Consider the following 22,141-nt stretch of genomic DNA (forward strand, 5'->3'; position numbering starts at 1 on the left):
GCATCTCACGTCGTCCACCCCCGGCGACACCGCGAATCGGCGCAACCGGGGCGGATCGACCTGGGGCCGTTACGGCTGGGTGGCGGGGCGGCGGCCGGGTTCAGCGTCGGCGTAGACGGCGAAGCCCCGATCCGCGCAGCGCCGGTAGAAGGCCGCCAGTACGCCCAGCTCGGCGCAGGTGAAGTCCCACTGCGGCGGGGCGCCGTTCTCGTCGCGCAGCCGGTCGAGCCGGCTGTCCAGCCAGCGGAGCTGCTGTTCGGCCAGGCGGCCGTCGGCCAGCAGCGAGCGAAGCACCTCGCTGACCGACTCGAAGGTGACCGCCTCGCCGTGCGGCCGGTGCTGCGCGATGAACTTCTCCACCCCGCCGGCGATCCAGGAGCAGCCGTCCGGGTCGATCACCGGATCCTCGTCCTCGGCGGCGGCCTCGGTGGCGTAGAGCACATTCTCCAGGCCGAGGATCAGGTCCACCAACTCGGTGTAGGCGGTGGCCCGGACGGTGCCGGTCTTGGCGATGTGTTCGGCGAGCGCGGCGGTGGGCGCGGAGATCTGCGGGATATCCACGATCTCGCCGAAGTCGACGAACTCGGCCGGTGCGACCGGATCGTAGAAGCGGCCGGTCCGCGGCCAGTGCACCGCGACGTTGTCCAGCCCCATCTGGCGTCACCCCTTGAGCACGTGTCGGGTCGGTCGGGTCAATCGTCCCGGTTGTGACCGGTAAAGATCAAGACGAGCGGCGGCGGTGCCGCAAAGGTACGGTACGGCCACTCTCCGCGCGGCCCTCCACCGGCCGCCCCTGTGGCCCGATTCCCAGGCGGAGCCGCCGAAGATCCACCCTGGCACGTGGGGGGAGTCGTGGACAGCGCGGTTCGGCCGGCTACGGAGGTCTCAGACGCCGCGCAGGGGGTGCCGAGTGGCGGCTTCGTCGGTCGCGCACAGTAGGATTGGGGATGAGACGAAGACCTGGCACGGAGCGACGGGCACGGGCCCCGGCGGGCCCCTGATCAAAGTCCTGTGTCGGGTCGAGCCGATCGCGATCGCGGGCAACCGCGACGACCGGCGCACACGATCCGTGACCTCGCGTCCCCGAGGCCGGTCCGTGCGCCGACGTCGCTACCTGCCCGCCGAACCCGCGCCCCCGCGCCCTGTGGCGTGGCCGGCGCGAGAAAGTGGCCGAGGGTGGCAGCGCAGGACAAGCAGGAGTACGGCGCCGAGTCGATCACCGTTCTCGAGGGGCTGGAGGCAGTCCGCAAGCGGCCCGGCATGTACATCGGGTCGACCGGGGAGCGCGGTCTGCACCACCTCGTGTGGGAGGTCGTGGACAATGCCGTGGACGAGGCGCTCGCCGGCCACTGCGACACGATCGACGTGGTGCTGCTGGCCGACGGCGGCGTCCAGGTCACCGACAACGGTCGTGGCTTCCCGGTCGACCTGCACCCGAAGCTCAAGAAGCCGGGCGTCGAGGTCGCGCTGACGGTGCTGCACGCGGGCGGCAAGTTCGACGGCAAGGCGTACGCCGTCTCCGGCGGTCTGCACGGCGTCGGCGTCTCCGTGGTGAACGCCCTCTCGACCCGGATGGCCGTGGAGATCCACAAGTCCGGCTTCGTCTGGCGCCAGCAGTACTTCAACTCCAAGCCCTCCGCCCTGGAGAAGGGCGAGCCGACCGACCGCTCCGGCTCGGCGGTCTCCTTCTGGCCCGACCCGGACGTCTTCGAGACCGTCGACTTCGACTTCCAGACCATCTACCGGCGCCTGCAGGAGATGGCCTTCCTCAACCGGGGCCTCACCATCCACCTGCTCGACGAGCGGGTTCCCGAGGGTGAGGAAGGCAAGGTTCGCGAGGTCACCTTCTGCTACAAGGGCGGCATCGCCGACTTCGTCCGGCACCTCAACGCCTCGAAGACCCCGATCCACAAGACGGTGGTCGAGTTCGGCGCCGAGGAGGAGGGCATGTCGGTCGAGATCGCCATGCAGTGGAACGAGTCGTACGGCGAGTCGGTCTACACCTTCGCCAACACGATCAACACGCACGAGGGCGGTACCCACGAGGAGGGCTTCCGGGCCGCGCTGACCAGCGTCGTCAACCGGTACGGCGCGGACAAGAAGCTGCTCAAGGGCGACGAGAAGCTCTCCGGCGAGGACATCCGCGAGGGCCTGGCGGCGATCATCTCGGTTAAGCTGGCCAACCCGCAGTTCGAGGGCCAGACCAAGACCAAGCTGGGCAACACCCCGGTCAAGAGCTTCGTGCAGCGGGTCTGCAACGAGTGGCTGGTCGACTGGTTGGACCGGAACCCGGCCGAGGCGAAGATCATTATCCAGAAGGCGTCCCAGGCGGCCCGGGCCCGGATCGCCGCCCAGCAGGCGCGCAAGCTCGCCCGCCGCAAGTCGCTGCTGGAGTCCGGCTCGATGCCGGGCAAGCTGGCGGACTGCCAGTCCACCGACCCGCGCGAGTCCGAGGTCTTCATCGTCGAGGGCGACTCGGCCGGCGGTTCGGCCAAGCAGGGGCGTGACCCGCGCACCCAGGCGATTTTGCCGATCCGCGGCAAGATTCTGAACGTGGAGAAGGCCCGCATCGACCGGGTGCTCAAGAACAACGAGGTCCAGGCGCTGATCACCGCCCTCGGCACCGGCATCCACGACGACTTCGACATCGAGAAGCTGCGGTACCACAAGATCGTGCTGATGGCCGACGCCGACGTCGACGGCCAACACATCCAGACGCTGCTGCTCACCCTGCTGTTCCGCTTCATGCGGCCGCTGGTCGAGTTGGGTCACGTCTACCTGGCCGCGCCGCCGCTATACAAGATCAAGTGGAACAGGAAGGGCGACGACGCCCAGTACGCGTACTCGGACCGGGAGCGGGACGGGCTGATCGCGCTGCGCCAGCAGAAGAAGTCCAACGCCAAGCCGGACGACATCCAGCGGTTCAAGGGTCTCGGCGAGATGAACTACCCCGAGCTGTGGGAGACCACGATGAACCCGGCCACCCGCACGCTGCGTCAGGTCACCCTGGACGACGCCGCAACCGCCGACGAGCTGTTCAGCGTGCTGATGGGCGAGGACGTCGAGGCGCGCCGCTCGTTCATCCAGCGCAACGCCAAGGACGTGCGGTTCCTGGACATCTGACGGCTCGGGCGGGCGGCCATCCACCGGCCGACCCACCGGTCCACAGAGTTATCCACAGCTTGGCCGGTTTCCACAGCCGTTATCCACAGCACGAAAACGACTCTGAGTCTGATAAGGGTTAACAGTGACCGATACTCCCGAGTCCACCCCGAACGAGCCGGAGACCCCGGAAGCCCCGGAGGCACTGGCCGCCGTCGTGGCGCACGACCGGATCGAGCCGGTCGGCCTCGAGGTCGAAATGCAGCGCTCGTACCTCGACTACGCGATGAGCGTGATCGTCGGGCGTGCGCTGCCGGACGTCCGGGACGGGCTCAAGCCGGTCCACCGCAAGATCCTCTACGCCATGTTCGACTCCGGCTACCGGCCGGATCGTGGCTACGTGAAGTGCTCCCGGGTCGTCGGCGACGTGATGGGCCAGTTCCACCCGCACGGTGACTCGCCGATCTACGACGCGCTGGTCCGGATGGCCCAGCCCTGGTCGCTGCGCTACCCGCTGGTCGACGGCAACGGCAACTTCGGTTCACCGGGCAACGATCCGGCCGCCGCCATGCGGTACACCGAGTGCAAGCTCGACCCGCTGGCCATGGAGATGATGCGGGATATCGACGAGGACACCGTCGATATGCAGGACAACTACGACGGCCGGGCCAAGGAGCCCACCATCCTGCCAGCCCGCATCCCCAACCTGCTGGTCAATGGTTCCGAGGGCATCGCGGTCGGCATGGCCACCAAGATCCCGCCGCACAACCTGCGCGAGATCGGCGCGGCCGTGCAGTGGTGCCTGGAGAACCCGGAGGTCGACGAGGCCACCACGCTGGAAGCGCTGCTGGAGATCGTCAAGGGCCCCGACTTTCCCACCTACGGCCTGATCGTCGGCCAGGCCGGCATCCAGGACGCGTACCGGACCGGCCGCGGCTCGATCCGGATGCGCGCGGTGGTCGAGGTCGAGGAGGACAAGCGGGGCCGCCCCGCCCTCGTGGTCAGTGAGCTGCCGTATCAGGTCAACCCGGACAACCTGGCCGAGCGGATCGCCGAGCTGATCAAGGAGGGCAAGCTCGCCGGCATCGCCGACATCCGCGACGAGTCCTCCGGGCGCACCGGCATGCGGATCGTGCTCGTGCTCAAGCGCGACGCGGTCGCCAAGGTGGTGCTGAACAACCTCTACAAGCACACCCAGCTCCAGGAGACCTTCGGCGCCAACATGCTGGCGCTGGTCGACGGCGTGCCGCGCACGCTCAACCTGGCCCAGTTCATCCGCTACTACGTCGAGCACCAGATCGAGGTCATTCGCCGGCGGACGGCGTTCCGGCTGCGCAAGGCCGAGGAACGGGCGCACATCCTGCGCGGTCTCTCCAAGGCGCTGGACGCCCTCGACGAGGTGATCGCCCTGATCCGGCGCTCGCCGACCGTCGACGACGCCCGCCAGGGCCTGATCCGGCTGCTGGACATCGACGAGATCCAGGCCACCGCGATCCTGGACATGCAGTTGCGCCGCCTGGCCGCGTTGGAGCGGCAGCGCATCCTGGACGACCTGGCCAAGCTCGAAGTGGAGATCGCCGACCTCAAGGACATCCTCGCCAAGCCGGAGCGGCAGCGGCGGATCGTCTCCGAGGAACTGGGCGAGATCGTCGCCAAGTGGGGCGACGACCGGCGGACGAAGATCGTGCCGTTCGACGGCGAGGTCTCGATGGAGGACCTGATCGCCCGCGAGGACGTGGTGGTCACCATCACCCGCACCGGGTACGCCAAGCGGACCAAGGCCGACCTCTACCGCTCCCAGCGGCGCGGCGGCAAGGGCGTCAGCGGGGCCACACTGCGGCAGGACGACATCGTCAGCCACTTCTTCGTCTGCTCGACGCACGACTGGATCCTGTTCTTCACCAACAAGGGCCGGGTCTACCGGGCCAAGGCGTACGAGCTGCCGGAAGCCAGTAGGGTGGCCAAGGGCCAGCACGTGGCCAATCTGCTCGCCTTCCAACCGGACGAGCAGATCGCGCAGATCATCGAGATTCCGAACTACCAGGTGGCTCCCTACCTGGTACTGGCCACGAAGAACGGCCTGGTGAAGAAGACGAGGCTTGAGGAGTTCGACTCCAACCGGTCCGGTGGCATCATCGCGATCAACCTGCGCGATGAGGACGAGCTGGTTGGCGCCGCCCTCGCCGCACCCACCGACGACCTGCTGATGGTGTCGAAGAACGCGCAGGCGATCCGGTTCAACGCCAGCGACGAGGCGCTGCGGCCGATGGGCCGGGCCACGACTGGCGTGATCGGCATGCGATTCTCCGACGACGACGTCCTTCTCGCCATGGAGGTGGTCCGGGAGGGACTGGACGTTCTGGTGGCCACGAACGGGGGATACGCGAAACGCACCCCGATCGAGGAATATCCGGTCCAGGGCCGGGGAGGTAAAGGTGTGCTGACTGCGAAGATCACCGAGCGACGCGGTGGTCTGGTCGGCGCGGTCGTGATCGACCCGGAGGACGAGCTGTTCGCGATTACCAGCAACGGTGGCGTCATCCGGACTCCGGTGAAGCCTGTACGCCGTACGCGTGACCGGAACACAATGGGGGTCAAGCTGATGGACCTCCCGGACGGCGTGACTATCGTGGCGATTGCTCGCAATGCCGACGAGCCTGACGAACAGGACTAGTTGATGACGGAGACACAGGCGAAGTCGGGGAACAAGGGGACCTCGGCCACCCCGGTCGACGAGGAGGCCGCCAAGAGCGGCACAACCGCGGCCGGCCGCGCGGCCGTGGGTCGGGCGACCGTCCCCGCCGACGCGCCTGCCCCGAAGTTCACCCGGGCCCCTGGCATGGCCCCGCCGCCCGAGAAGCCCGGCGACGACGCGGTGGCGAGCGAGAAGACTGAGACACCGGGAGTGGAGGCGCCGACCTCCGCCGCCATGCCGGTGGTCACCTCGAACAAGTCGAGCAACACCACCCAGCCGATCAGGGCGGGTGCCGCGTCGCCGTCGAGCACCGGCACCCAGCCCAAGGTCGGCGGAACCAAGCCGTCGCCGTCGCCGGACGGGGCCCGGGCGACTGGGGCGGGCCGTCCCGCCACCGGGGGCGGCCTGCCGCCGGGGATCGGCAACCCGGCGGCCGTCGGGGCCGCACGGGTGGGTGACGCGGTCCGCGCCGCGCGTACCTCGGTCAGCTCGGCCGCCTCGCGCGGTCCGCGCCGGGCCCGGCTCAACCTCAAGCGGATCGATCCCTGGTCCGTGATGAAGTTCGCGTTCGCCGTCTCCGTGGTGCTGTTCATCGTGGTGGTGGTCGCCACCTCGGTGCTCTATCTCGCCCTGGACGCCATGGGCGTCTTCGAGAGCGTCAACAAGAGCCTGACCGACCTGGTCAACGCGGGCGGCCAGACCTCCAGCGGATTCCAGATCACCGCCAAGGGCGTGATCCTCAGCTCGGCGCTGATCGGCCTGGTCAACGTCGTCCTGTTCACGGCGCTCGCCACGCTCGGCGCGTTCGTCTACAACGTCTGCGCCGACCTGGTCGGCGGAATCGAGTTGACCCTCGCCGAGCGCGACTGACCTGGTTTTCGGTGGCCGGGGCGCCGCACCAGCGGCCCCCGGCTTGCTCGGCTCCGGTTGCCGCATCCTGTGCCTTCGTGGTGCCCGGACACCCCTACATGCAACACAGGAGGAGATCGTCGCGGCCCCGAGTCGGGCACCCAGGGAAACGGGTCGCCGTCGACGAGCACTTGCGAGTACGGTCAGCGTGGCGCGAGCGCCACGGCGACCCCGATTTGGGGCCGGACACGGCAATGGGTTAACCTTGCTCGTCGCCACGCGGGGCTATAGCTCAGTCGGTTAGAGCGCAGAGCTGATAACTCTGAGGTCGCTGGTTCGATTCCAGCTAGCCCCACCGCACACCCGTTCCGACGGTAGTCGAGCGCGAAGGGGCGCCCCATGTTCAAGAAGCTTCTGATCCTGGCCGGCGTCGTCGCCGTGGCTGCTGTCGTCGCCCAGAAGGTCAAGGCTTCCAACGACGAGCGTGCCCTCTGGCACGAGGCGACTACCGCACCCGACCTGCGCTGATCCACTCGTCGTAGCCAGCACCAGGCGGCACCGCCCGCCCTGGGGGCCCTAGCTCAACTGGCAGAGCACTGCCTTTGCAAGGCAGGGGTTAGGGGTTCGAGTCCCCTGGGCTCCACCATTGCCGCCTATGGCCAGGCGTTTCTTCCGAACAAGATCAACAGGCGCAAGCCGGGCACAGGTCAGTCATGATCTTGCGGTCGGATGGTCGCCTTGTTGGCGCGTTCCGCCGCTGAGCTCAGGACCGAGCCAACGACGCCGCTGGGCCGATCTCGCTTCGGCAGCCAGTGCACGTACGTCTCCAACGTGATGCGCAACGTCCTGTGTCGAAGCAGACGCTGCACCTCCTGCGGCTCGACGTGGTTGGTGATCAGCGTCGTGGCGAAGAAGTGCCGTAGCGCGTGGAACCCGCCGTGCTTCTTGGGCCAACCAGCTTGAGCGACGACTTCGGCGTGCCCTCGTCCAACCGCCGAGTCAACCACTTCAGGGCCCCGGTCAGCCGAATCAACCGAAGCGGGCGGTCACCAAACACCGGGTACAGGGGACGGCTCAGGTTCGACTTGACCCGGTCTCGGGTTTCCAAGGCCCAGCCGATCTCGCGCGAGAGCCGCCACCGCTCGCCGTACTCGCGGAAAGTGACCTGTCGTTCCGCCTGGTCGACCTTGGTCTTCCCGGGACAGCGAAGGCGGGCCGTTCTCCACGCTTCGAGATTCCCGCGAAGGGCCCTTGCCGGGTGATGGCAGCAGTACCCAGTAGGCACCGCCTGCCCCTCAAAGCCGCGCGCTAGTCGCCGACTCGCCTCATCCAGTACGGGTAATCACCTGAATGCCGCTGCTATCAGGCCCCCGGAACCCCGTCGGAGCGACGGCCCTCGAAGGAGCTCTCACTAGAGTGCGATCCATGGAACCCCGTTGGCTCTCCCCCGAGGAGCAGCGCACCTGGCGCGCCTACCGCGACCTCAGCCTGGTGCTAGAGGACGCTCTCGACCAGCAACTGCGACATAAGGCCGACCTCAGCCACCTGTACTACTCGGTGATGGTGTTCCTCTCGGAGGCCCCCGAGCGACGGCTGCGCATGACAGACCTCGCCGAACAGCTGAAGATCGCCCGGACACGGCTCTCCTACACCGTCAGCCGCATGGAGGAGCGCGGCTGGGTGCGCCGCGAGGACGCGCTGGGGGACAGACGGGTTCAGCTCGCCGTGCTGACGGACGAGGGGCTGACCGCCCTTGAGCAGGCCGCCCCCAGTCACGTAGCCACCGTCCGGGCTGCCGTCTTCGACCGGCTGACACCCGAGCAGGCGCGCGCCTTCGGTGAAGCGTGCGAGATCATCCTCAACGGCCTCACGGGCCCGGACCGCCCGGCCTTCCCCGCCGACCTCCCCTGGCGTCGCTGACCTCCCTCCAGAGGCAGAGGCGAGCCCGCCGAACTCCCATCCTCCCTGACTACCCTGCATTGACCGTCCAGACACTTACCGCTATTTATTGCAGATTTGCAGTACCTGTTCTAGAGTGACGGCAGATAGTTGAAGCATCAAGCTTCCCCTTCTTGTCCCCACCACGAAGGAGCCGAGTGTGAAGTCCTCCCGCAAGGCATGGGCCGTCGCCGCAACTCTGGGCGTCCTGGCCGCAAGCGGTGCCACCGCCGCCACCGCCACCGCTTCCCCGAAACCCGCCCCCAAGCACACGAGCGAAGAAGACCAACTGCAGAAGCTGTACAAGGAGGCCGTGGCCGAGGGCGGCCGCCTGGTCGTCTACGCCGGCGGTGACAAGCCGGGCCAGGCGGACTACCTCAAGGACGCGTTCGTCAAGAAGTTCCCCAAGATGAAGGTCGACATCGTCGTCGACTTCAGCAAGAACCACGACGCCCGCGTCGACAACCAGATCGCCGAGCACCACGTGGTGGCCGACGTCGTCCACCTCCAGACCGTCGACGACTTCCCGCGCTGGAAGAAGGAAGGAGTGCTGCAGAAGTACAAGCCGGTCGGCTGGAACAAGGTCTTCGACCAGCTCAAGGACAAGGACGGCTACTACACCGGCCTGTTCTTCTTCGCCTTCTCCAACGTCACGGCCACCAAGCTCGGCGACGATGCGCCCGTCGAGGCCAAGGACTTCCTCAAGCCCGAGTTCAAGAACAAGCTCGTCTTTACGTACCCGAACGACGACGACGCCGTCCTCTACTACTTCAAACAGCTCACCGACAAGTACGGCTTCGACTACCTGAAGAAGCTGCTCGCCCAGAACCCGAAGTTCGTCCGCGGCACCCAGGACTCCGCCGACCTGGTCGGCTCCGGCGACTACGTGGCGAGCTTCGGCACAACCGGAGGCGTCCCGGGCGTCGCTGAGACCACCCTGCCGAAGAATTCGCCGTGGGTCGCCTGGCCGCAGACCGGTGCCATCCTCAAGAACGCCCCGCACAAGGCCGCCGCCAAGCTCTACCTGAGCTGGCTGCTGTCCAAGGACGCCCAACGCGACTCCATTGACACCTGGAGCGCCCGCACCGACGTCGCCGCGCCGGCGGGCCGCAAGGGCATCTTCGACTACGAGAACATGAACCCGCTCGGTCTCGGCGAATTCATGAGCAACCGCACGGCCCTCGACCGCTACAAGGCCCGCATCAACCTCTATGTCGGCGACGTCAAGGGCGTGAACCCCTCCGACCCGCAGGGCGTGCTCGGCCTGTACCCCGTCAACCAGGACGGCACCCAGGGCTGACGGCCCTTCTCCGCCCCCCCTCTGCTCCCCACCAGAGGGGGGGGGAAGCCATGACCACTCACACGGCCGCCTGACACTGAGCCAACCTGGCGACCCAATGAGGTCACAGCATCAGCAGTCGGGCGGGGACGAAGAAGTGACGGACAGGTGGTGCTGGTGCCGGATGGGGCCTCAACGCCGCGCGTGGCGGATCTTCAACCGTCCGAACGCCAGGGTCCCGGAGATCCGGATCGTCGGCCCACCGGACGGGGAGCGGCGTGGGGGCTTGTAGAGCGTCCATGGAGCCTGACCCGGACGCCGGCATCGACCACGGCGCGCCGCTGCCGCCCTATCGCCAACTTGCCGGCATCCTGGCGGCCCGGATTCGCCGCGGTGACTGGCAGCCCAACCGGGCCATGCCGTCCGAGTCTCAGCTTGTCCAGGAGTACGGCCTTGCTCGCGCGACCGTGCGACGTGCGATCGCCGTGATGGTGGATCAGGGCGTACTGTTCGTGGTGCCGCAACGCGGAACGTTCGTCAAGCCAGAGGGCGAATAGCCATCGATGCCCGGTGCAAGATCATCGGGCATCGCTCCGGCACAACCGAGCCCGACAACGGGTGTAGAAAGCCGTGAGACGTTGACGGTTCCCGCCCTGTTCAGAGGCCAGATCTGCCCGATTGCAGACGATCTCTACCCGGCCCACGGCATTAGGGGTTCGAGTCCCCTGGGCTCCACCTCTAACCGCAGGTCAGCGGCATTTAAAGCGATTCTTGCCAATGCCGCTGACCTGGGTGTCTCGCATCACCTCACGGCATGGAAACTGTTGGCCTGTCGTGGTGGCACCAGTTCCGGTGGTCGGAGTGTGGCCAGGACAGCTGCAAACTCTGCTTCCCTCCAAATCGAATGTCTTGGTGGTTGCGGCTGCACAAGCCTGTTTCCCCGCCCAACTCGTCGAGAGTTCGCGTGGCCCGGGACCGTCGGCGAGACACCGCGCCACATCGTGAGGCCCGCGGTGGTCGCACGAACGCCGTGAGTGGCCCATTGCGGCCGCCGCCGAGTTCGGTGAGCGCGGTGCTCAGCCGGGTGTGGGCGTCGTCGCTGAACTCGCCGTGGGCGCGGGCCTTCGCTCACTTGTCCGAGCACGACAAAGGCGGCATCGCCGCTATGGGCGCTCAGGAACGCAGGTAGGCCAGCACCGCGCGCACCCGGCGGTGGTGGTCGGTGTCCTCGACGTACAGGCCCAGCTTGGCAAAGATGCTGCGGACGTGCTTTTCCACCGCGCCGCCGCTCACCACGAGTTTGCGCGCGATGGCCTGGTTGGAGTGCCCCTCGGCCATGAGTCCGAGCACCTCCCGCTCCCGCGCGGTCAGCGTCGCCAGAGGGTCGTTGCCGCGGCGCCGGAAGATCAGCTGGGCCACCACCTGCGGATCGAACACCGTCCCCCCGGCGGCGACCCGCCGCAGCCCGTCAATGAACTCGTCGACGTCCACCACCCGGTCCTTCAGCAGGTAGCCCACGGCTCCCCTGGCGTCGGCCAGCAGATCCTCAGCATAGGAAACCTCCACATACTGCGACAGGATCAGCACCGGCGTACCGGGAACCCGCTCGCGGGCCGCAACCGCGGCCTTCAGGCCCTCATCGGTGAACGAGGGGGGCATCCGCACATCCACCACCGAGACGTCCGGGCGGTGCTCGACCACGGCAGAGACGAAGCTGTCGCCGTCGCCCACCTCGGCGACCACCTCGAACTCGAACTCCTTGAGCAGCCGGATCAGTCCGGAACGGATCAGCGTGGCGTCGTCGGCGACCACTACCCGCATGGGACCTCCATCACTACCACCGTCGGGCCTCCCTCGGGGGAGTGCACCACGAGATCGCCATCGACCGACCTGACGCGGTCGGCCAGCCCCGCGAGGCCGTGCCCCTTGGCCAGGTGGGCGCCGCCGATGCCATTGTCGGACAGGGTCAGGATCAGCCGGTTCGCGGTGCGGGACAGGGTGAGGCGCGCGGAGTCGGCGCGGCTGTGCTTGGCGACGTTGGTCAGGGCTTCGGCGGTCACAAAGTACACGGTGTTCTCCACCGCGGCGGAGAAGCGGTCCAGGACCGGGGCGTCCAGTTCCACCGGCACCGGGCTGCGGGCCGCCAGGGCCGCCAGGGCCTGGGCTAACCCGCGGTCGGTGAGTACCGGGGGCGCGATCCCGCGCGACAGCGTGCGTAGCTCCTCCAGGGTCTCCCGAGTCTCGGCGATGGCGCCGGTGATGGTGGCATGTGCCGTGTTCGGGTCCTTGGCGAGCTGGCGCTGCGCCCGCGACAGCTCCATGGCCAGGTGTACGAGCCGCTGCTGGGGCCCGTCGTGGATATCGCGCTCCAGGCGCCGCATCGCGTCCGCCTCGGCCGAGACGGCGGCGGCCCGCCCCTCGGACAGGTCAGCGATACGTTCGTGCAGCTCGCCGATCGCCGTCAGCAGGACGCGCCCCAGGTTCGCCCTTGCCAGGGCGGCGCCGGGCACGACGAACGGCAGGGCGAGGGCGAACAGCGCGCCGATCGTCACGTAGAACGCTGACGCAAACAGGTAGTTCTCCACCCCGACCAGCTTGGGAAGTTTTTGCAGGTTCTCGAGGCCCACCGCCTCGTGGATGATCCATCCGTACAGCGGCCAGGTGAGCAGGGCCAGCGTCACCACCCACCACACCACGGTGGTCACGAACACGATCACAGATACGGGAAAGATCACGATCCCGTACAGGAGGTCCAACCAGTACTGGCCGCCGCCTAGCGGGGTGATGCTTCGCCGGAAGACACCAGACCCCCCGGCAGGCTTGTTGTACATCGGCCGAGCCACGGAATGGCCCAGCACTTCCGGCAGGGCGCGCCGCTCGACCTCGGCGAATCCGCGTGCGATCCGCAGGGCGAGCGCCAGGATGGGCAGCCCGATGCCGATGACCAACGTGGTCACGCCGAGTGCCAGGACGGGGGTGATCAGGGCCACGCCGATCAAGGCCAAGGGGAAGGTGGACAGCGAGTAGAGGGTGGAGGCGCCGACGCGACGCCATTTCGGGGACATGCGCGGATATTAGGCGGCGGGTTGTCGGCGGACGATCTGGGCAAGCATGCCGGTTCGGGGTAGGGCTGGCACTACCTCTGGCGACGGCACGGTACCGGTGACGGCGTCGCAGGGGCCGGCCCGTCACCGCGGCTCCGGCATCGGTGGGGATCGCATGAGGTGAAGGCGATCCACATGTACCTCGCGCTGCCGCAACGCACGTGGCAGCGCTCTTCATTGTGCCGTCGAATCCCACCTACCGGTGTGAGCCGGACAGCCCCCGGTCGACGGTAGTGCCCGCACCATCCCGCACTGGCGTGCGCGCGGGATGTCTGCCCCCTGGCGCGGTTCCTAGGCTGTTGCTGTCGGTCACGGGCTTGGGCCGGCGAGCCGCCCGCAGTCCCGGAATCGGCAGTGGGAACGGCTCTTGTGACGAGCACCTCCGGGGGTCACGAGCATACCGGGCGCCGCGGCGCACCAGGGCTGGATCAAGGTTCTGGCAGGTGCCTTCCCGAAGGTCACGGGCCGACCGACGGCCGAGCCGGACACATAGCGGCGAACACCTCAACCCGTTCAATCCTCCAGATGGGAACACCATGATCTCCGCGAAAGGCCTGCATAAGAGATACGAGAAGACGGTCGCGGTGGACGATCTGTCCTTCGAGGTCCGGCCAGGGGTGGTCACCGGCTTCCTCGGTCCCAATGGCTCGGGGAAGTCCACCACCATGCGGCTGATGCTCGGCCTCGACCACGGCGGGGGCGAGACCCTGTTCGACGGTGAGCGGTTCACCTCGATCCGTCGGCCGATGAACTGCGTCGGCACCTTGCTGGAGGCCAAGCAGTTCCACCCCACCCGCTCGGCCCGCAACCACCTGAAGATGCTCGCCTCCGCCAACGGCATCGCCAACGCCAGGATCGACCGGGTCCTGGACCTGGTCGGGCTCGGCCCGGCCAAGCGCAAGAAGCCCAAGGGCTACTCGCTGGGCATGTCACAGCGCCTCGGCCTGGCTCAGGCGCTGCTGGGCGACCCGCACACGCTGATGCTGGACGAGCCGACCAACGGCCTCGACCCGCACGGCATCCATTGGATGCGCGATCTGCTCAAGAGCCTGGCCGCAGAGGGCCGCACCATCTTCGTCTCCAGCCACCTGCTCTCGGAGATGCAGCTGATGGCCGACGAGCTGGTCGTCATCGGCCGCGGTCACATGATCTTCAACGGCGACGTCGATCAGTTCGTCCGCGAGTTCACCACGTCCACGGTGATCGTGCGCAGCCCCTCTGCCGACGCCTTCGTCTCCGCCCTCGAAGCCAAGGGCGCGAGCGTCACCAAGGGCGACGACGGCGAACTGGTCGTCTCGGAAATGGAGATCGGCATGGTCGGGCACCTTGCCTTCACCGAGGGTATCGAGCTCACGGAGCTCTCCAGCCGCTCGGCCTCGCTCGAAGAGGCCTTCATGTCCGCGACCGGCGCCGCAGAGCAGTTCGTCGCCGAACAGCCGATCCAGACCGCTCAGACCCCCGAAGGTGCCAAGAATGCTTGATGCGCTCAGATTCGAATGGACGCGGCTGCGCACGCTCCGCTCGACCTACTGGATGGTCGGCTCCGGCCTGGTGGCCTCCGCCGCGATTCCGGTGGTCCTCGGCCTCGCCGCCAGCGACGAGCCGCTCCATGCCGACGCCGTGAACATCAGTGTCAACGGCGGGGCGAGTTTCGTGATCCCGTTCCTGGCGGTGTTCATGGCCGTGGTCGGTATCTTCGCGACCGGCCACGAGTACCGGCACGGCACGATCCAGCCGACCCTGACCGCGCTTCCGCAGCGCTCGCGCCTGATCCTGGCGAAGATCCTGACCGTCACGGCGCTGACGGCCGTGGCCACGCTGGTGTCGATGGCGATCAACGCGACCGTGGTGCTCGTCTTCTGGGGCGAGGTCCCGGGCCTATTCGACGACCCCGTACGCTCGGCGCTGCTGGGGTACCTGGCCTACAACCTGATCTACGCGCTGGTCGGGCTCGGCCTGGGGTTGCTGTTCCGCGGCGTGCCCTCGGCGCTGGTGGTCATCTTCCTGATGCCGCTGATCATCGAGACCCTGTTCGTCGGGCTCACCATGGTCCCGGCCCTGGAATGGCTGGCGTCGGCCGTGAAGTTCCTGCCGTTCACCGCCGGGGAGGAGTTGATGTTGACCAGCCCGGCGAACTTCGGTCCCGCAGCTCCGGATTTCGACTTCTTCGACCGCTGGGCCTCGGGTGGCGTGTTCGCGGTCTTCGCGGCCCTGATCATCGGTGCCGCCTGGATCCTGTTCAAGAAGCGCGACGCGTAGTCGCACGACGACGAAGGGCCTGGAGCATCGCTCCGGGCCTGACGTCTGTGGTGGTTTCAGCGGCGCGCGACCAGACCGAGATGATGTCCCCGCCGCTGCGCCGGGTTCCGGTGACCCAGCACAACCTCGATAGCATGCGCGCCGGTCACGTCCACGGACGTGCTGTACAGCTGAGGATGTGAGGGCCGCCGACAAGGCCCTCGCGGATCTGCGCCAGTCGCGGGAGGATTTCGCGGCCGGCGACACGTTCTCGATGGACGAGGTTCGCGCCGAGTTGGAACGGCGCCGCGGTAGGGCGGCCTGATGCCTCCGCAGGGCGGGCGGCGGGACGACGCGCGCGAGGTGACCAGCCCGTATACGGTGGTGTTCTCCCGGCAGGCCCGCCGCAACCTGTACGAGGACCTGCCGCTGGAGGTTGCGGTCGCGGCGACGGAGACCATCCAGCACGCGATCGCGATCAACCCCTATCGGGCTGGCAAGCCACTCGACGAGCCCTTCGACGGCTTCCACTCCGCCCGCCGCGGCACATACCGGGTCATCTACCGGATCAGCGAGGCCAAACGCGTCGTGGAGATCCACTCGATTCGCCACCGGCGCGACGACTACCGCTTCTAGGGCCACGTCTGGAACCGCGCTTCATTGGGCTGGCCTGCCCACTCGCAGTGGTAGCGGGCCACCGGCGATGGTCACCGACTGGTTCGCATGGTGATGCCTCCGGCTCACCCGAAACCGCGGGGTTGCCGGCCCAGCCCCCAGTCCGTCACCAGCCACCGGCCGTTACGTTTGAAGATGTTGGCCGGCTTGAGGTCTCGGCGGATCCAGCCGCGTTGGTGCGTTCTCGCAGTGCTTCACGCACTGATGTGACGAGACCGCGAAGCGTTGCCGGGCTGCCCAACTCGGTGGCCAGCGTTTGGGCTGTGTCGGCGGCCAAGGGCATGAGGAACCAGTCGTAGGTGTGGCTGAGATCCAGAAGGACGGGCGTGACGTGGGGGTGACCCTGCATGTACAGGTGTCGCCCAGCTCGGCGTGCGGGGTTTCCGCCGTGCCCTTCTCGACCGCGTCCGGCAGCCGGTGCTCCGCCCGCCAGGCGCGGTCGGCGCGCCGGGCATGGTGGAGGACTGCCTCGGCGAGGTCGACGTCGGGGTGTCACCAGTCCGACGATCGTGGGAAGGGTCACGGTGGCGCGTTGTCCAGTTGTTCGAGGATGCGGTTGGAGAGCCGTGCGAGGGTGGCGAGTTCATCCGGGCTGAGGGCGTCGATGACCAGGCGGCGGACCGTGGCGACATGGTGGGGTGCGGCGGCCTCGATGGTTCTGCGGCCGTCCGGTGTGATGGCGACGAAGGCAGAGCGTCCGTCCTCCGAGCATTCTTCCCGGGCCACCAGGCCGCGTTTGATCATCCTGGCGATCTGGTGGGACAGGCGGCTCTGTTCCCACTCGATGGTGTTGGCGAGGTCCTGGAATCTTTGCCGACCGTCGGGGGTGTCGGTGAGGGCGACGAGGATCTGAAAGTCGGCGCCGGATAGTTTGTGGGCCTTCAGGTCACGCTCCAGTGTGGCCCAGAGCTTCTGGTGCAGGCGGATGAAGGCACGCCAGGCGTGCTGCTCGGCGGGGCTCAGCCACGCGGGTCTGCCGTTCATAGGCAACGAGTTTACCTCAATGCTTGACATGTCATGCATCCGTGATTAGCGTACATGACGCATCATCTGACACGTCATGTATTTCGGTGGGTGTCGCCCCCTGACCCAACAAGAAGGAGAAGACCGTGGCTGAGCAGAGAGTGATCGCGGTGGTCGGCGCGACCGGCGCTCAAGGTGGCGGGCTGGCCAGGGCGATCCTGGCCGACGCCGGTGGTGGGTTCGCGGTACGTGCGCTGACCCGCCGTCCCGACTCGGACAGCGCACGCGAGCTCGAGGCCTTGGGTGCCGAGGTGGTAGAGGCCGACATCAGCGACCAGTGGAGCATGACGAAGGCGTTCGATGGGGCGTATGGGGCGTTCCTGGTGACCAACTTCTGGGAGCACATGTCACCCGAGCAGGAGAAGCAGGACGCGGCAAACATGGCTCGGGCCGCCGGGACTGCCGGCGTGAGCCATGTGATCTGGTCGACGCTGGACGACACCCGCGAGCACATCCCACTGCACGACGAGCGTATGCCGACGCTGATGGGTAGCTACAAGGTGCCGCACTTCGATGCCAAGGCCGAGGCCAACCAGTTCTTCACCGACGCCGGGGTGCCGACCACCTTCCTGCAGACCACTTTCTACTGGGAGAACCTGCTTGGCCCGATGGCGCCGAAACGGGGAGACGACGGCCGGCTCGTGCTGGCCATGCCGATGGCCGACAGTCCGCTGGCCGGCATCGCCGTCGAAGACATCGGCAAGACCGCCTACGGCATCCTCCGCCGCGGCGGTGACCTCGTTGGCCGCACCGTACCCATCGCCGGCGAGCACCTGACCGGCACGCAGATGGCCGAGCAGCTCAGCGCGGCCCTGGGCGAAGAGGTGGTGTACGCGCCGGTGCCCTTCGACGCGGTACGGGCACAGCCGTTCCCCGCCGCGGCCGAGACCGGGAACATGTTCCAGTTCTACGCGGAAGTGCCGCAGTTCAACGCGGTCCGCGACCTCGACGTCGTCCGCGACCTGAACCCGCAACTGCAGACGTTCCAGCAGTGGCTGGACGCACACAAGCACGCCTTCGCCAGCGCCTGACGGGCGCCCCGGCGAACCTCATTCCACCCATCTACCCCCCCGGGGCCCCGGCGTTCCCGCGAAAGGCCGCTTCCGTCCCGTCGTGACGGCAGCGACTAACCCGACCTTGTCGCTGATCACGGCTGTTGGAGCCGAGGTCGCATCACCGGAGCACATCGGGACGCATCACGACAACGTCGAGGCCCTGTCTTACCCCTGATTGGTCAACTCATGAACATCGTTCTGTGGATTCTGGCCGGCCTGCTCGCCGCGCTCTTCCTGGCCGCTGGCGGCGCGAAACTGGCCCAGCCGAAGGACAAGCTCGTCGCCTCGCCGAACATGGCGTGGGCCCAGGACTTCTCTCCGGGCACGATCAAACTGATCGGCGCTTTGGAGGTGCTGGCCGCGGTCGGGCTGATCCTGCCCGCCGCGCTGGACATCATCCCCGTCCTGGTGCCGATGGCAGCCGTCGGCCTTGTGCTGCTGATGGTCGGGGCGGCGATAACCCACGCCAGACGCAAGGAGCCCAGCGCGATCGTGACGAACCTGGTGTTGGTCGCGCTGGCCGGCGTGGTGGCGTGGGGCCGCTTCGGCCCGTACCCCTTCACCTGATCGCCATCAGCGTCTGTACAGGAAGGAACGCCATTCGTCACCGTCGACTACATCGACTGGTACAGCGGAGGGTGCCCCGGCGAACGCGTCGCCGGGGCACCCCGTCAAGGTCGTCATCCACCCCGCTGGTGTTCTCACGAAACACCCCCGGGCAGGTGTTGCGATGACCAGCTCAATCCAGCCTGTGAGGACCGCCCGACTCGGTCTCCGGCGACGAGGCTGCGCCCCGCTTCCGGAAAGGCCCTCAATCGAGCCCTGGTCGCGCCCGCAGACCTCGAGCGGTGGGTGGCCGAATGTGACGAGCTCCCGACTGTGTTACCGCCGACTTCGCAACCTTCCAGTTTGCGCTGTCACTGCGAGAAGCGATCTACCGACTTGCGCTCATCCGCATGCTCGACTGGCCCTTCGATCCGGGCAGCCTCAAGATCGTCTACGACGCGGCCGCCGGACCGGTGCCCACGATCAAGCTCAGTGACGCAGGTTCGCACATGTCGGGAGTCCTCCTCGCCGTACTCTCCCAAATCGCCAGAAGCGGGATCGCCGTGCTCGCCGATCCGCACGCCTGTTTCAAGGAGTGCGGTCGCACTGGCTGCGCTCGTATCTATCTCGACCGCTCCCTCGGCGCCCGGCGCACCGCATGTTCTCCAATGCGGTTTCTCGGGCACGCCGGGACGAGCGTGTGTGTGAGCGTCGAAGGTGGCACCCGTGCTCCGCACCAGGCTCCGTTGAGCTTGCCAGCGCTCCTCGTCGATGGGAGCGAGTCGGATGGTTACTTCGATGAGTAGCCCTCGGTCAGCGGTCACGCACCGAAGGTATTGACTGCTACCGAGGGCTATCAAGGCCGCTATGGCGCTTTGGCTGGGCGCAGAACGACGCGATCATCCATGATCTCGGCCGGGCCGTGCAGGGTCAGTCACGAAGTGCGACGGCGGCGGCGCCGACGACGAACCCGTTGGCGTTGTCGATCATGTGTTGAGACCGCACTCGGGGATCGCCACCGCCTCGACACCTGCGGCGGCCCGCTGGTCGGCGTCGGAACCTAGTCCGTTCGCAGCCGGACACAGCAGCGTCCGTGCAACCGGGAGGCGTTCCAGGTGCTCGCGCGGGGTCGGCGTACTTCCGAGCGGCATGTTCATCGCCGTGCGGTATGGGGCCTGCGGCCCGGCCAGTCGCCCCGTGCCGGCCCACCCTGGACCGACGTGGCCCATCGTCTCGACCCGGCCGTGGTCGAGGAACTCGGCCTCGGTCCCGGTAGACCCCGATGTCCGAGCTTCTCGAGGGAGTCGGTGACCTCGACGGCGGAGTGGGCGGGTGCTTGACCTTCGGCAGCGGCCGCACCGGGTCCAGCACCGGATCGACCAGCACCATTCGGCGCACCAGCTCGGGATGGCTAGCCGCGAGCACGCACGCGATGGCGCCGCCGAGGCTGTGCACGATCACGTCGGCCCGGACCACCGCGACGGGGTCGGATCGCAAATAATCGAAGATTGTCGATGAAATGACGCTTTCCTGCCGGACATGTAGCTGATGCTGGGCGGCCCCGTCCAGTACTGGCCCAGGTGAAGGGAGCTCAGTTGGCACGCGCCGCACCCCCCTCGCGTGATGGCGATGCCGCCACCCGGTTCGAGGCTTTGTACCGGGCATGCTACGGAGATCTGCTCCGGTATGCCCTGCGCCGCTCGGACCGACCGGAGATGGCCGCCGATGTGGTGGCGGACACCTTCGTCGTCGCCTGGCAACGCATCGACGACATCCCGGCGGACAACGAAAGGGCGTGGCTCTTCGGGGTGGCCCGCAATGTTCTCGCAAACCAGCATCGGACCGCCCGCCGCGCCACCAGGCTCGCCAGCAGACTGCGCGATGAGCTCGCTCACGTCACGGTGACCCAGCCAGACGTCCCCGCCGACGTGGCTGCCGCCTTCCGTGAACTTCCGGACGCCGACCAGGAGCTCCTGCGTCTCGTGGTCTGGGAGGAGCTGACAGCTGACGAACTGGCGTTGACCCTCGACTGCTCCGCGAACGCCGTACGCATCCGCCTGCACCGCGCCCGCCGCCGGTTCGCCGAGGCATTGCGGGCCTCCTTCCTCACAACGTGAAAACCGATCGCACGACATGACGAAGGAATGACCATGACCGACACCGACGAGCAGCACGACCGGCTGATCCGGCTGCTGTCCCCACAGTTCTCCATCCCCCGCTCCGCGTCGGAGCCGACCGGGCCCGCCGCCGACGAACTACGCCAACTCATCATGGGAGTGCCCACCGTGTCGCCGGTAACCGAACTCACGAAGCAGGACGTTCAGCCGACCAAGGCCGCAGGCGGCCGTCACAAGACCTGGAGCCTGCGCCGGCGCCTCGCCTTCGCGGGGCCGGCCCTGGCGGGGTTGGGCGCGCTGGCCTTCGTCGTCAGCGCTGTGCTGCCGGAATCCAGCCCCGTCGGCCCGACCCCGGCACAAGCCAACACGCTTCAGATCAGCCAGGAAGGGGCTCACCTCGACGTCAAGATTCTGGACTCCGTTGCCGACCCGCAGCGATACAAGGCCGAACTCGCCCGGCACGGGCTCAACATCGATCTCAAGCTGGCACCCGCCACCGCGGATCGGGTCGGACGGATCATCTTCCTGGAGGAGAGCAGCCCGGGCATCACCACCATCGAGGCGCCGGGCGACTGTACCGCTGGCGGCAACTGCTCCGTCGGCGTCCGGGTGCCGCTGGACTACAAGGGTCAGGCGGTAATCGTCTTCGGCCGTACGCCGAAGACCGGCGAGACCGTCGAGGGCGATGCCCCGGTCCTCACCGAGGGGCAGGAGGCGGAACTGAAGGCACTGGAGGGCAAACGGGTGTCCGACGCGCGTCGGGCGTTGACCGCCCGAGGTCAGACCGCCACCTACCGGGTGGGCTTCGAGTCCCGCGAGGCGGCCGCCGACCAGGTGCCGGACAGCTGGTACGTCTACGACACCGAGCCCTTGGCCAACAACGTCGTGGTGCTGTGGGTCTCCGCCGACGGGAAGGAGCCGGCTGCCGGTTCCTGACGTCGGAACGCCGCTCGGTGAACGCCAATGCGTGAGTAATCTTGGCTCCGGGCAGCGCTGAGACAACGCGGAAGAATGGTCGCAGCAGCTCGTCGGCCCGGCGACGGTGGTGGGGGATGAGGTCGATGAGGCCGCGACGGGTGACGCGTACGTCGGTGGTGTGCGGAGCCCTGCTGACCGTCGCGGTGACCACGTTCGTGTGGATCGGCGCGGTCGGGGCGTACCGCAAGGCCGTCGATCTGCGCGACCACGGCCTCGTCACGACCGCCGACGTGCGGGAGGTGCACCGGCTCGGTGACGACAGCTACGTGCGGGTGCGGTTCGACACCACGGACGGCACCGGGGTGGAGACCGACGTGTACGACTTCCGCGCCGATCCGGAGCCCGTCGAGGGCGGGACGATGCGGGTGCGGTACGCCCCGGCCGACCCGGTGCACCACGTGCAGGATGCCCGCCTCGGACCAGACTTCCTGGACGTCTGGCTTCGGGCGCTCGGCGGAGCGGCCCTGCTGGCCTTCGGGACCGTCCTGGTGGTCGCGTCGTGGGGGCTGGTCGGCGACGAGTGACAGGCTGGACGGGATCGC

Annotated in this window: 21 protein-coding genes, 2 tRNA genes and 1 pseudogene; 19 read left to right on the forward strand and 5 right to left on the reverse strand. The window is 67.7% G+C overall.

The window, feature by feature from the left end:
- Positions 1 to 69: 69 nt before the first annotated feature.
- Positions 70 to 654, reverse strand: a complete 585-nt coding sequence (locus E1193_RS06710; protein WP_132181295.1) for a hypothetical protein — start codon at positions 652 to 654, stop codon at positions 70 to 72.
- A 522-nt stretch (positions 655 to 1,176) separates the two neighbouring features.
- Here E1193_RS06710 and gyrB point away from each other — a divergent pair.
- From gyrB to E1193_RS06735, 6 genes are all read left to right on the forward strand, one after another.
- A complete protein-coding gene (gene gyrB, locus E1193_RS06715) occupies positions 1,177 to 3,123 on the forward strand; it encodes a DNA topoisomerase (ATP-hydrolyzing) subunit B (RefSeq protein ID WP_132181297.1) in 1,947 nt (648 codons plus the stop codon).
- Positions 3,124 to 3,247: 124 nt separating this feature from the next.
- Complete coding sequence (gyrA, locus tag E1193_RS06720) at positions 3,248 to 5,776, forward strand: DNA gyrase subunit A (protein ID WP_132181299.1); 2,529 nt, start codon at positions 3,248 to 3,250, stop codon at positions 5,774 to 5,776.
- A 3-nt stretch (positions 5,777 to 5,779) separates the two neighbouring features.
- Entirely contained in the window at positions 5,780 to 6,667 is an 888-nt protein-coding gene (locus tag E1193_RS06725; RefSeq protein WP_132181301.1) for a DUF3566 domain-containing protein, read from the forward strand.
- Positions 6,668 to 6,927: 260 nt separating this feature from the next.
- Positions 6,928 to 7,001 (forward strand) — tRNA-Ile (locus E1193_RS06730).
- Between the two features lie 44 nt (positions 7,002 to 7,045).
- The gene (locus E1193_RS32960) at positions 7,046 to 7,174 is read left to right on the forward strand and encodes a DLW-39 family protein (RefSeq protein WP_243704690.1); all 129 of its coding nucleotides are present in this window, start codon (positions 7,046 to 7,048) and stop codon (positions 7,172 to 7,174) included.
- 42 nt (positions 7,175 to 7,216) lie between these two features.
- A tRNA-Ala gene (locus E1193_RS06735) sits at positions 7,217 to 7,292 on the forward strand.
- Positions 7,293 to 7,353: 61 nt separating this feature from the next.
- Here the strand turns inward: E1193_RS06735 and E1193_RS31745 are convergent.
- Positions 7,354 to 7,653, reverse strand: coding sequence for a tyrosine-type recombinase/integrase (locus E1193_RS31745; protein WP_165945662.1), 300 nt, complete (start codon positions 7,651 to 7,653; stop codon positions 7,354 to 7,356).
- Between the two features lie 418 nt (positions 7,654 to 8,071).
- Between E1193_RS31745 and E1193_RS06745 the strand changes: the two genes are divergently transcribed.
- The 3 genes from E1193_RS06745 (at position 8,072) to E1193_RS06755 (ending at position 10,420) form a co-directional block, all read left to right on the forward strand.
- Positions 8,072 to 8,566 (forward strand): MarR family transcriptional regulator, encoded by a 495-nt coding sequence (locus E1193_RS06745; protein ID WP_132181303.1) that lies wholly within the window; start codon positions 8,072 to 8,074, stop codon positions 8,564 to 8,566.
- A gap of 178 nt (positions 8,567 to 8,744) precedes the next feature.
- Positions 8,745 to 9,884, forward strand: coding sequence for an extracellular solute-binding protein (locus E1193_RS06750; protein WP_132181305.1), 1,140 nt, complete (start codon positions 8,745 to 8,747; stop codon positions 9,882 to 9,884).
- Between the two features lie 278 nt (positions 9,885 to 10,162).
- On the forward strand, positions 10,163 to 10,420 hold the full coding sequence (locus tag E1193_RS06755; protein WP_132181307.1) for a GntR family transcriptional regulator: 258 nt from the start codon (positions 10,163 to 10,165) through the stop codon (positions 10,418 to 10,420).
- A 616-nt stretch (positions 10,421 to 11,036) separates the two neighbouring features.
- Here E1193_RS06755 and E1193_RS06760 read toward each other — a convergent pair.
- Positions 11,037 to 11,684, reverse strand: coding sequence for a response regulator transcription factor (locus E1193_RS06760; protein ID WP_132181309.1), 648 nt, complete (start codon positions 11,682 to 11,684; stop codon positions 11,037 to 11,039).
- A complete protein-coding gene (locus E1193_RS06765; RefSeq protein WP_132181311.1) occupies positions 11,675 to 12,928 on the reverse strand; it encodes a sensor histidine kinase in 1,254 nt (417 codons plus the stop codon). Before E1193_RS06765 ends, E1193_RS06760 begins: the two co-directional genes overlap by 10 nt.
- Positions 12,929 to 13,503: 575 nt before the next feature.
- Between E1193_RS06765 and E1193_RS06770 the strand changes: the two genes are divergently transcribed.
- The 4 genes from E1193_RS06770 to E1193_RS06785 all read left to right on the forward strand — a co-directional run bounded on the left by E1193_RS06770 (position 13,504) and on the right by E1193_RS06785 (position 15,841).
- Entirely contained in the window at positions 13,504 to 14,448 is a 945-nt protein-coding gene (locus E1193_RS06770; RefSeq protein WP_132181313.1) for an ATP-binding cassette domain-containing protein, read from the forward strand.
- A complete protein-coding gene (locus E1193_RS06775) occupies positions 14,441 to 15,226 on the forward strand; it encodes a hypothetical protein (protein ID WP_132181315.1) in 786 nt (261 codons plus the stop codon). The genes E1193_RS06770 and E1193_RS06775 overlap by 8 nt, the downstream gene beginning before the upstream one ends.
- 178 nt (positions 15,227 to 15,404) lie before the next feature.
- The gene (locus E1193_RS33685; protein ID WP_279433300.1) at positions 15,405 to 15,530 is read left to right on the forward strand and encodes a hypothetical protein; all 126 of its coding nucleotides are present in this window, start codon (positions 15,405 to 15,407) and stop codon (positions 15,528 to 15,530) included.
- Positions 15,530 to 15,841 carry a type II toxin-antitoxin system RelE/ParE family toxin gene (locus tag E1193_RS06785; protein WP_132181317.1) on the forward strand — a complete coding sequence of 104 codons (312 nt, stop codon included), beginning with the start codon at positions 15,530 to 15,532 and terminating at the stop codon, positions 15,839 to 15,841. Before E1193_RS33685 ends, E1193_RS06785 begins: the two co-directional genes overlap by 1 nt.
- A gap of 558 nt (positions 15,842 to 16,399) precedes the next feature.
- Here E1193_RS06785 and E1193_RS06790 read toward each other — a convergent pair.
- On the reverse strand, positions 16,400 to 16,864 hold the full coding sequence (locus E1193_RS06790; RefSeq protein ID WP_132181319.1) for a MarR family winged helix-turn-helix transcriptional regulator: 465 nt from the start codon (positions 16,862 to 16,864) through the stop codon (positions 16,400 to 16,402).
- A gap of 149 nt (positions 16,865 to 17,013) precedes the next feature.
- On the opposite strand from E1193_RS06790, the gene E1193_RS06795 reads away from it, so the two are divergent.
- From E1193_RS06795 to E1193_RS06825, 6 genes and pseudogenes are all read left to right on the forward strand, one after another.
- Entirely contained in the window at positions 17,014 to 17,934 is a 921-nt protein-coding gene (locus E1193_RS06795) for an NmrA/HSCARG family protein (RefSeq protein WP_243707338.1), read from the forward strand.
- Positions 17,935 to 18,144: 210 nt separating this feature from the next.
- Entirely contained in the window at positions 18,145 to 18,525 is a 381-nt protein-coding gene (locus E1193_RS06800; protein ID WP_132181323.1) for a DoxX family protein, read from the forward strand.
- Between the two features lie 329 nt (positions 18,526 to 18,854).
- Positions 18,855 to 19,310 (forward strand): annotated as a pseudogene (locus tag E1193_RS32440) (CGNR zinc finger domain-containing protein); the annotation flags it as partial.
- Between the two features lie 774 nt (positions 19,311 to 20,084).
- Positions 20,085 to 20,621 (forward strand): sigma-70 family RNA polymerase sigma factor, encoded by a 537-nt coding sequence (locus E1193_RS06815; protein WP_243707339.1) that lies wholly within the window; start codon positions 20,085 to 20,087, stop codon positions 20,619 to 20,621.
- Positions 20,622 to 20,654: 33 nt separating this feature from the next.
- Positions 20,655 to 21,557 (forward strand): hypothetical protein, encoded by a 903-nt coding sequence (locus E1193_RS06820; RefSeq protein WP_132181329.1) that lies wholly within the window; start codon positions 20,655 to 20,657, stop codon positions 21,555 to 21,557.
- Between the two features lie 125 nt (positions 21,558 to 21,682).
- Complete coding sequence (locus E1193_RS06825) at positions 21,683 to 22,123, forward strand: DUF3592 domain-containing protein (RefSeq protein WP_132181331.1); 441 nt, start codon at positions 21,683 to 21,685, stop codon at positions 22,121 to 22,123.
- Positions 22,124 to 22,141 lie beyond the last annotated feature (18 nt).

Origin of the sequence: Micromonospora sp. KC606, from assembly GCF_004348675.1 — a bacterium.
Lineage (GTDB): Bacteria > Actinomycetota > Actinomycetes > Mycobacteriales > Micromonosporaceae > Micromonospora.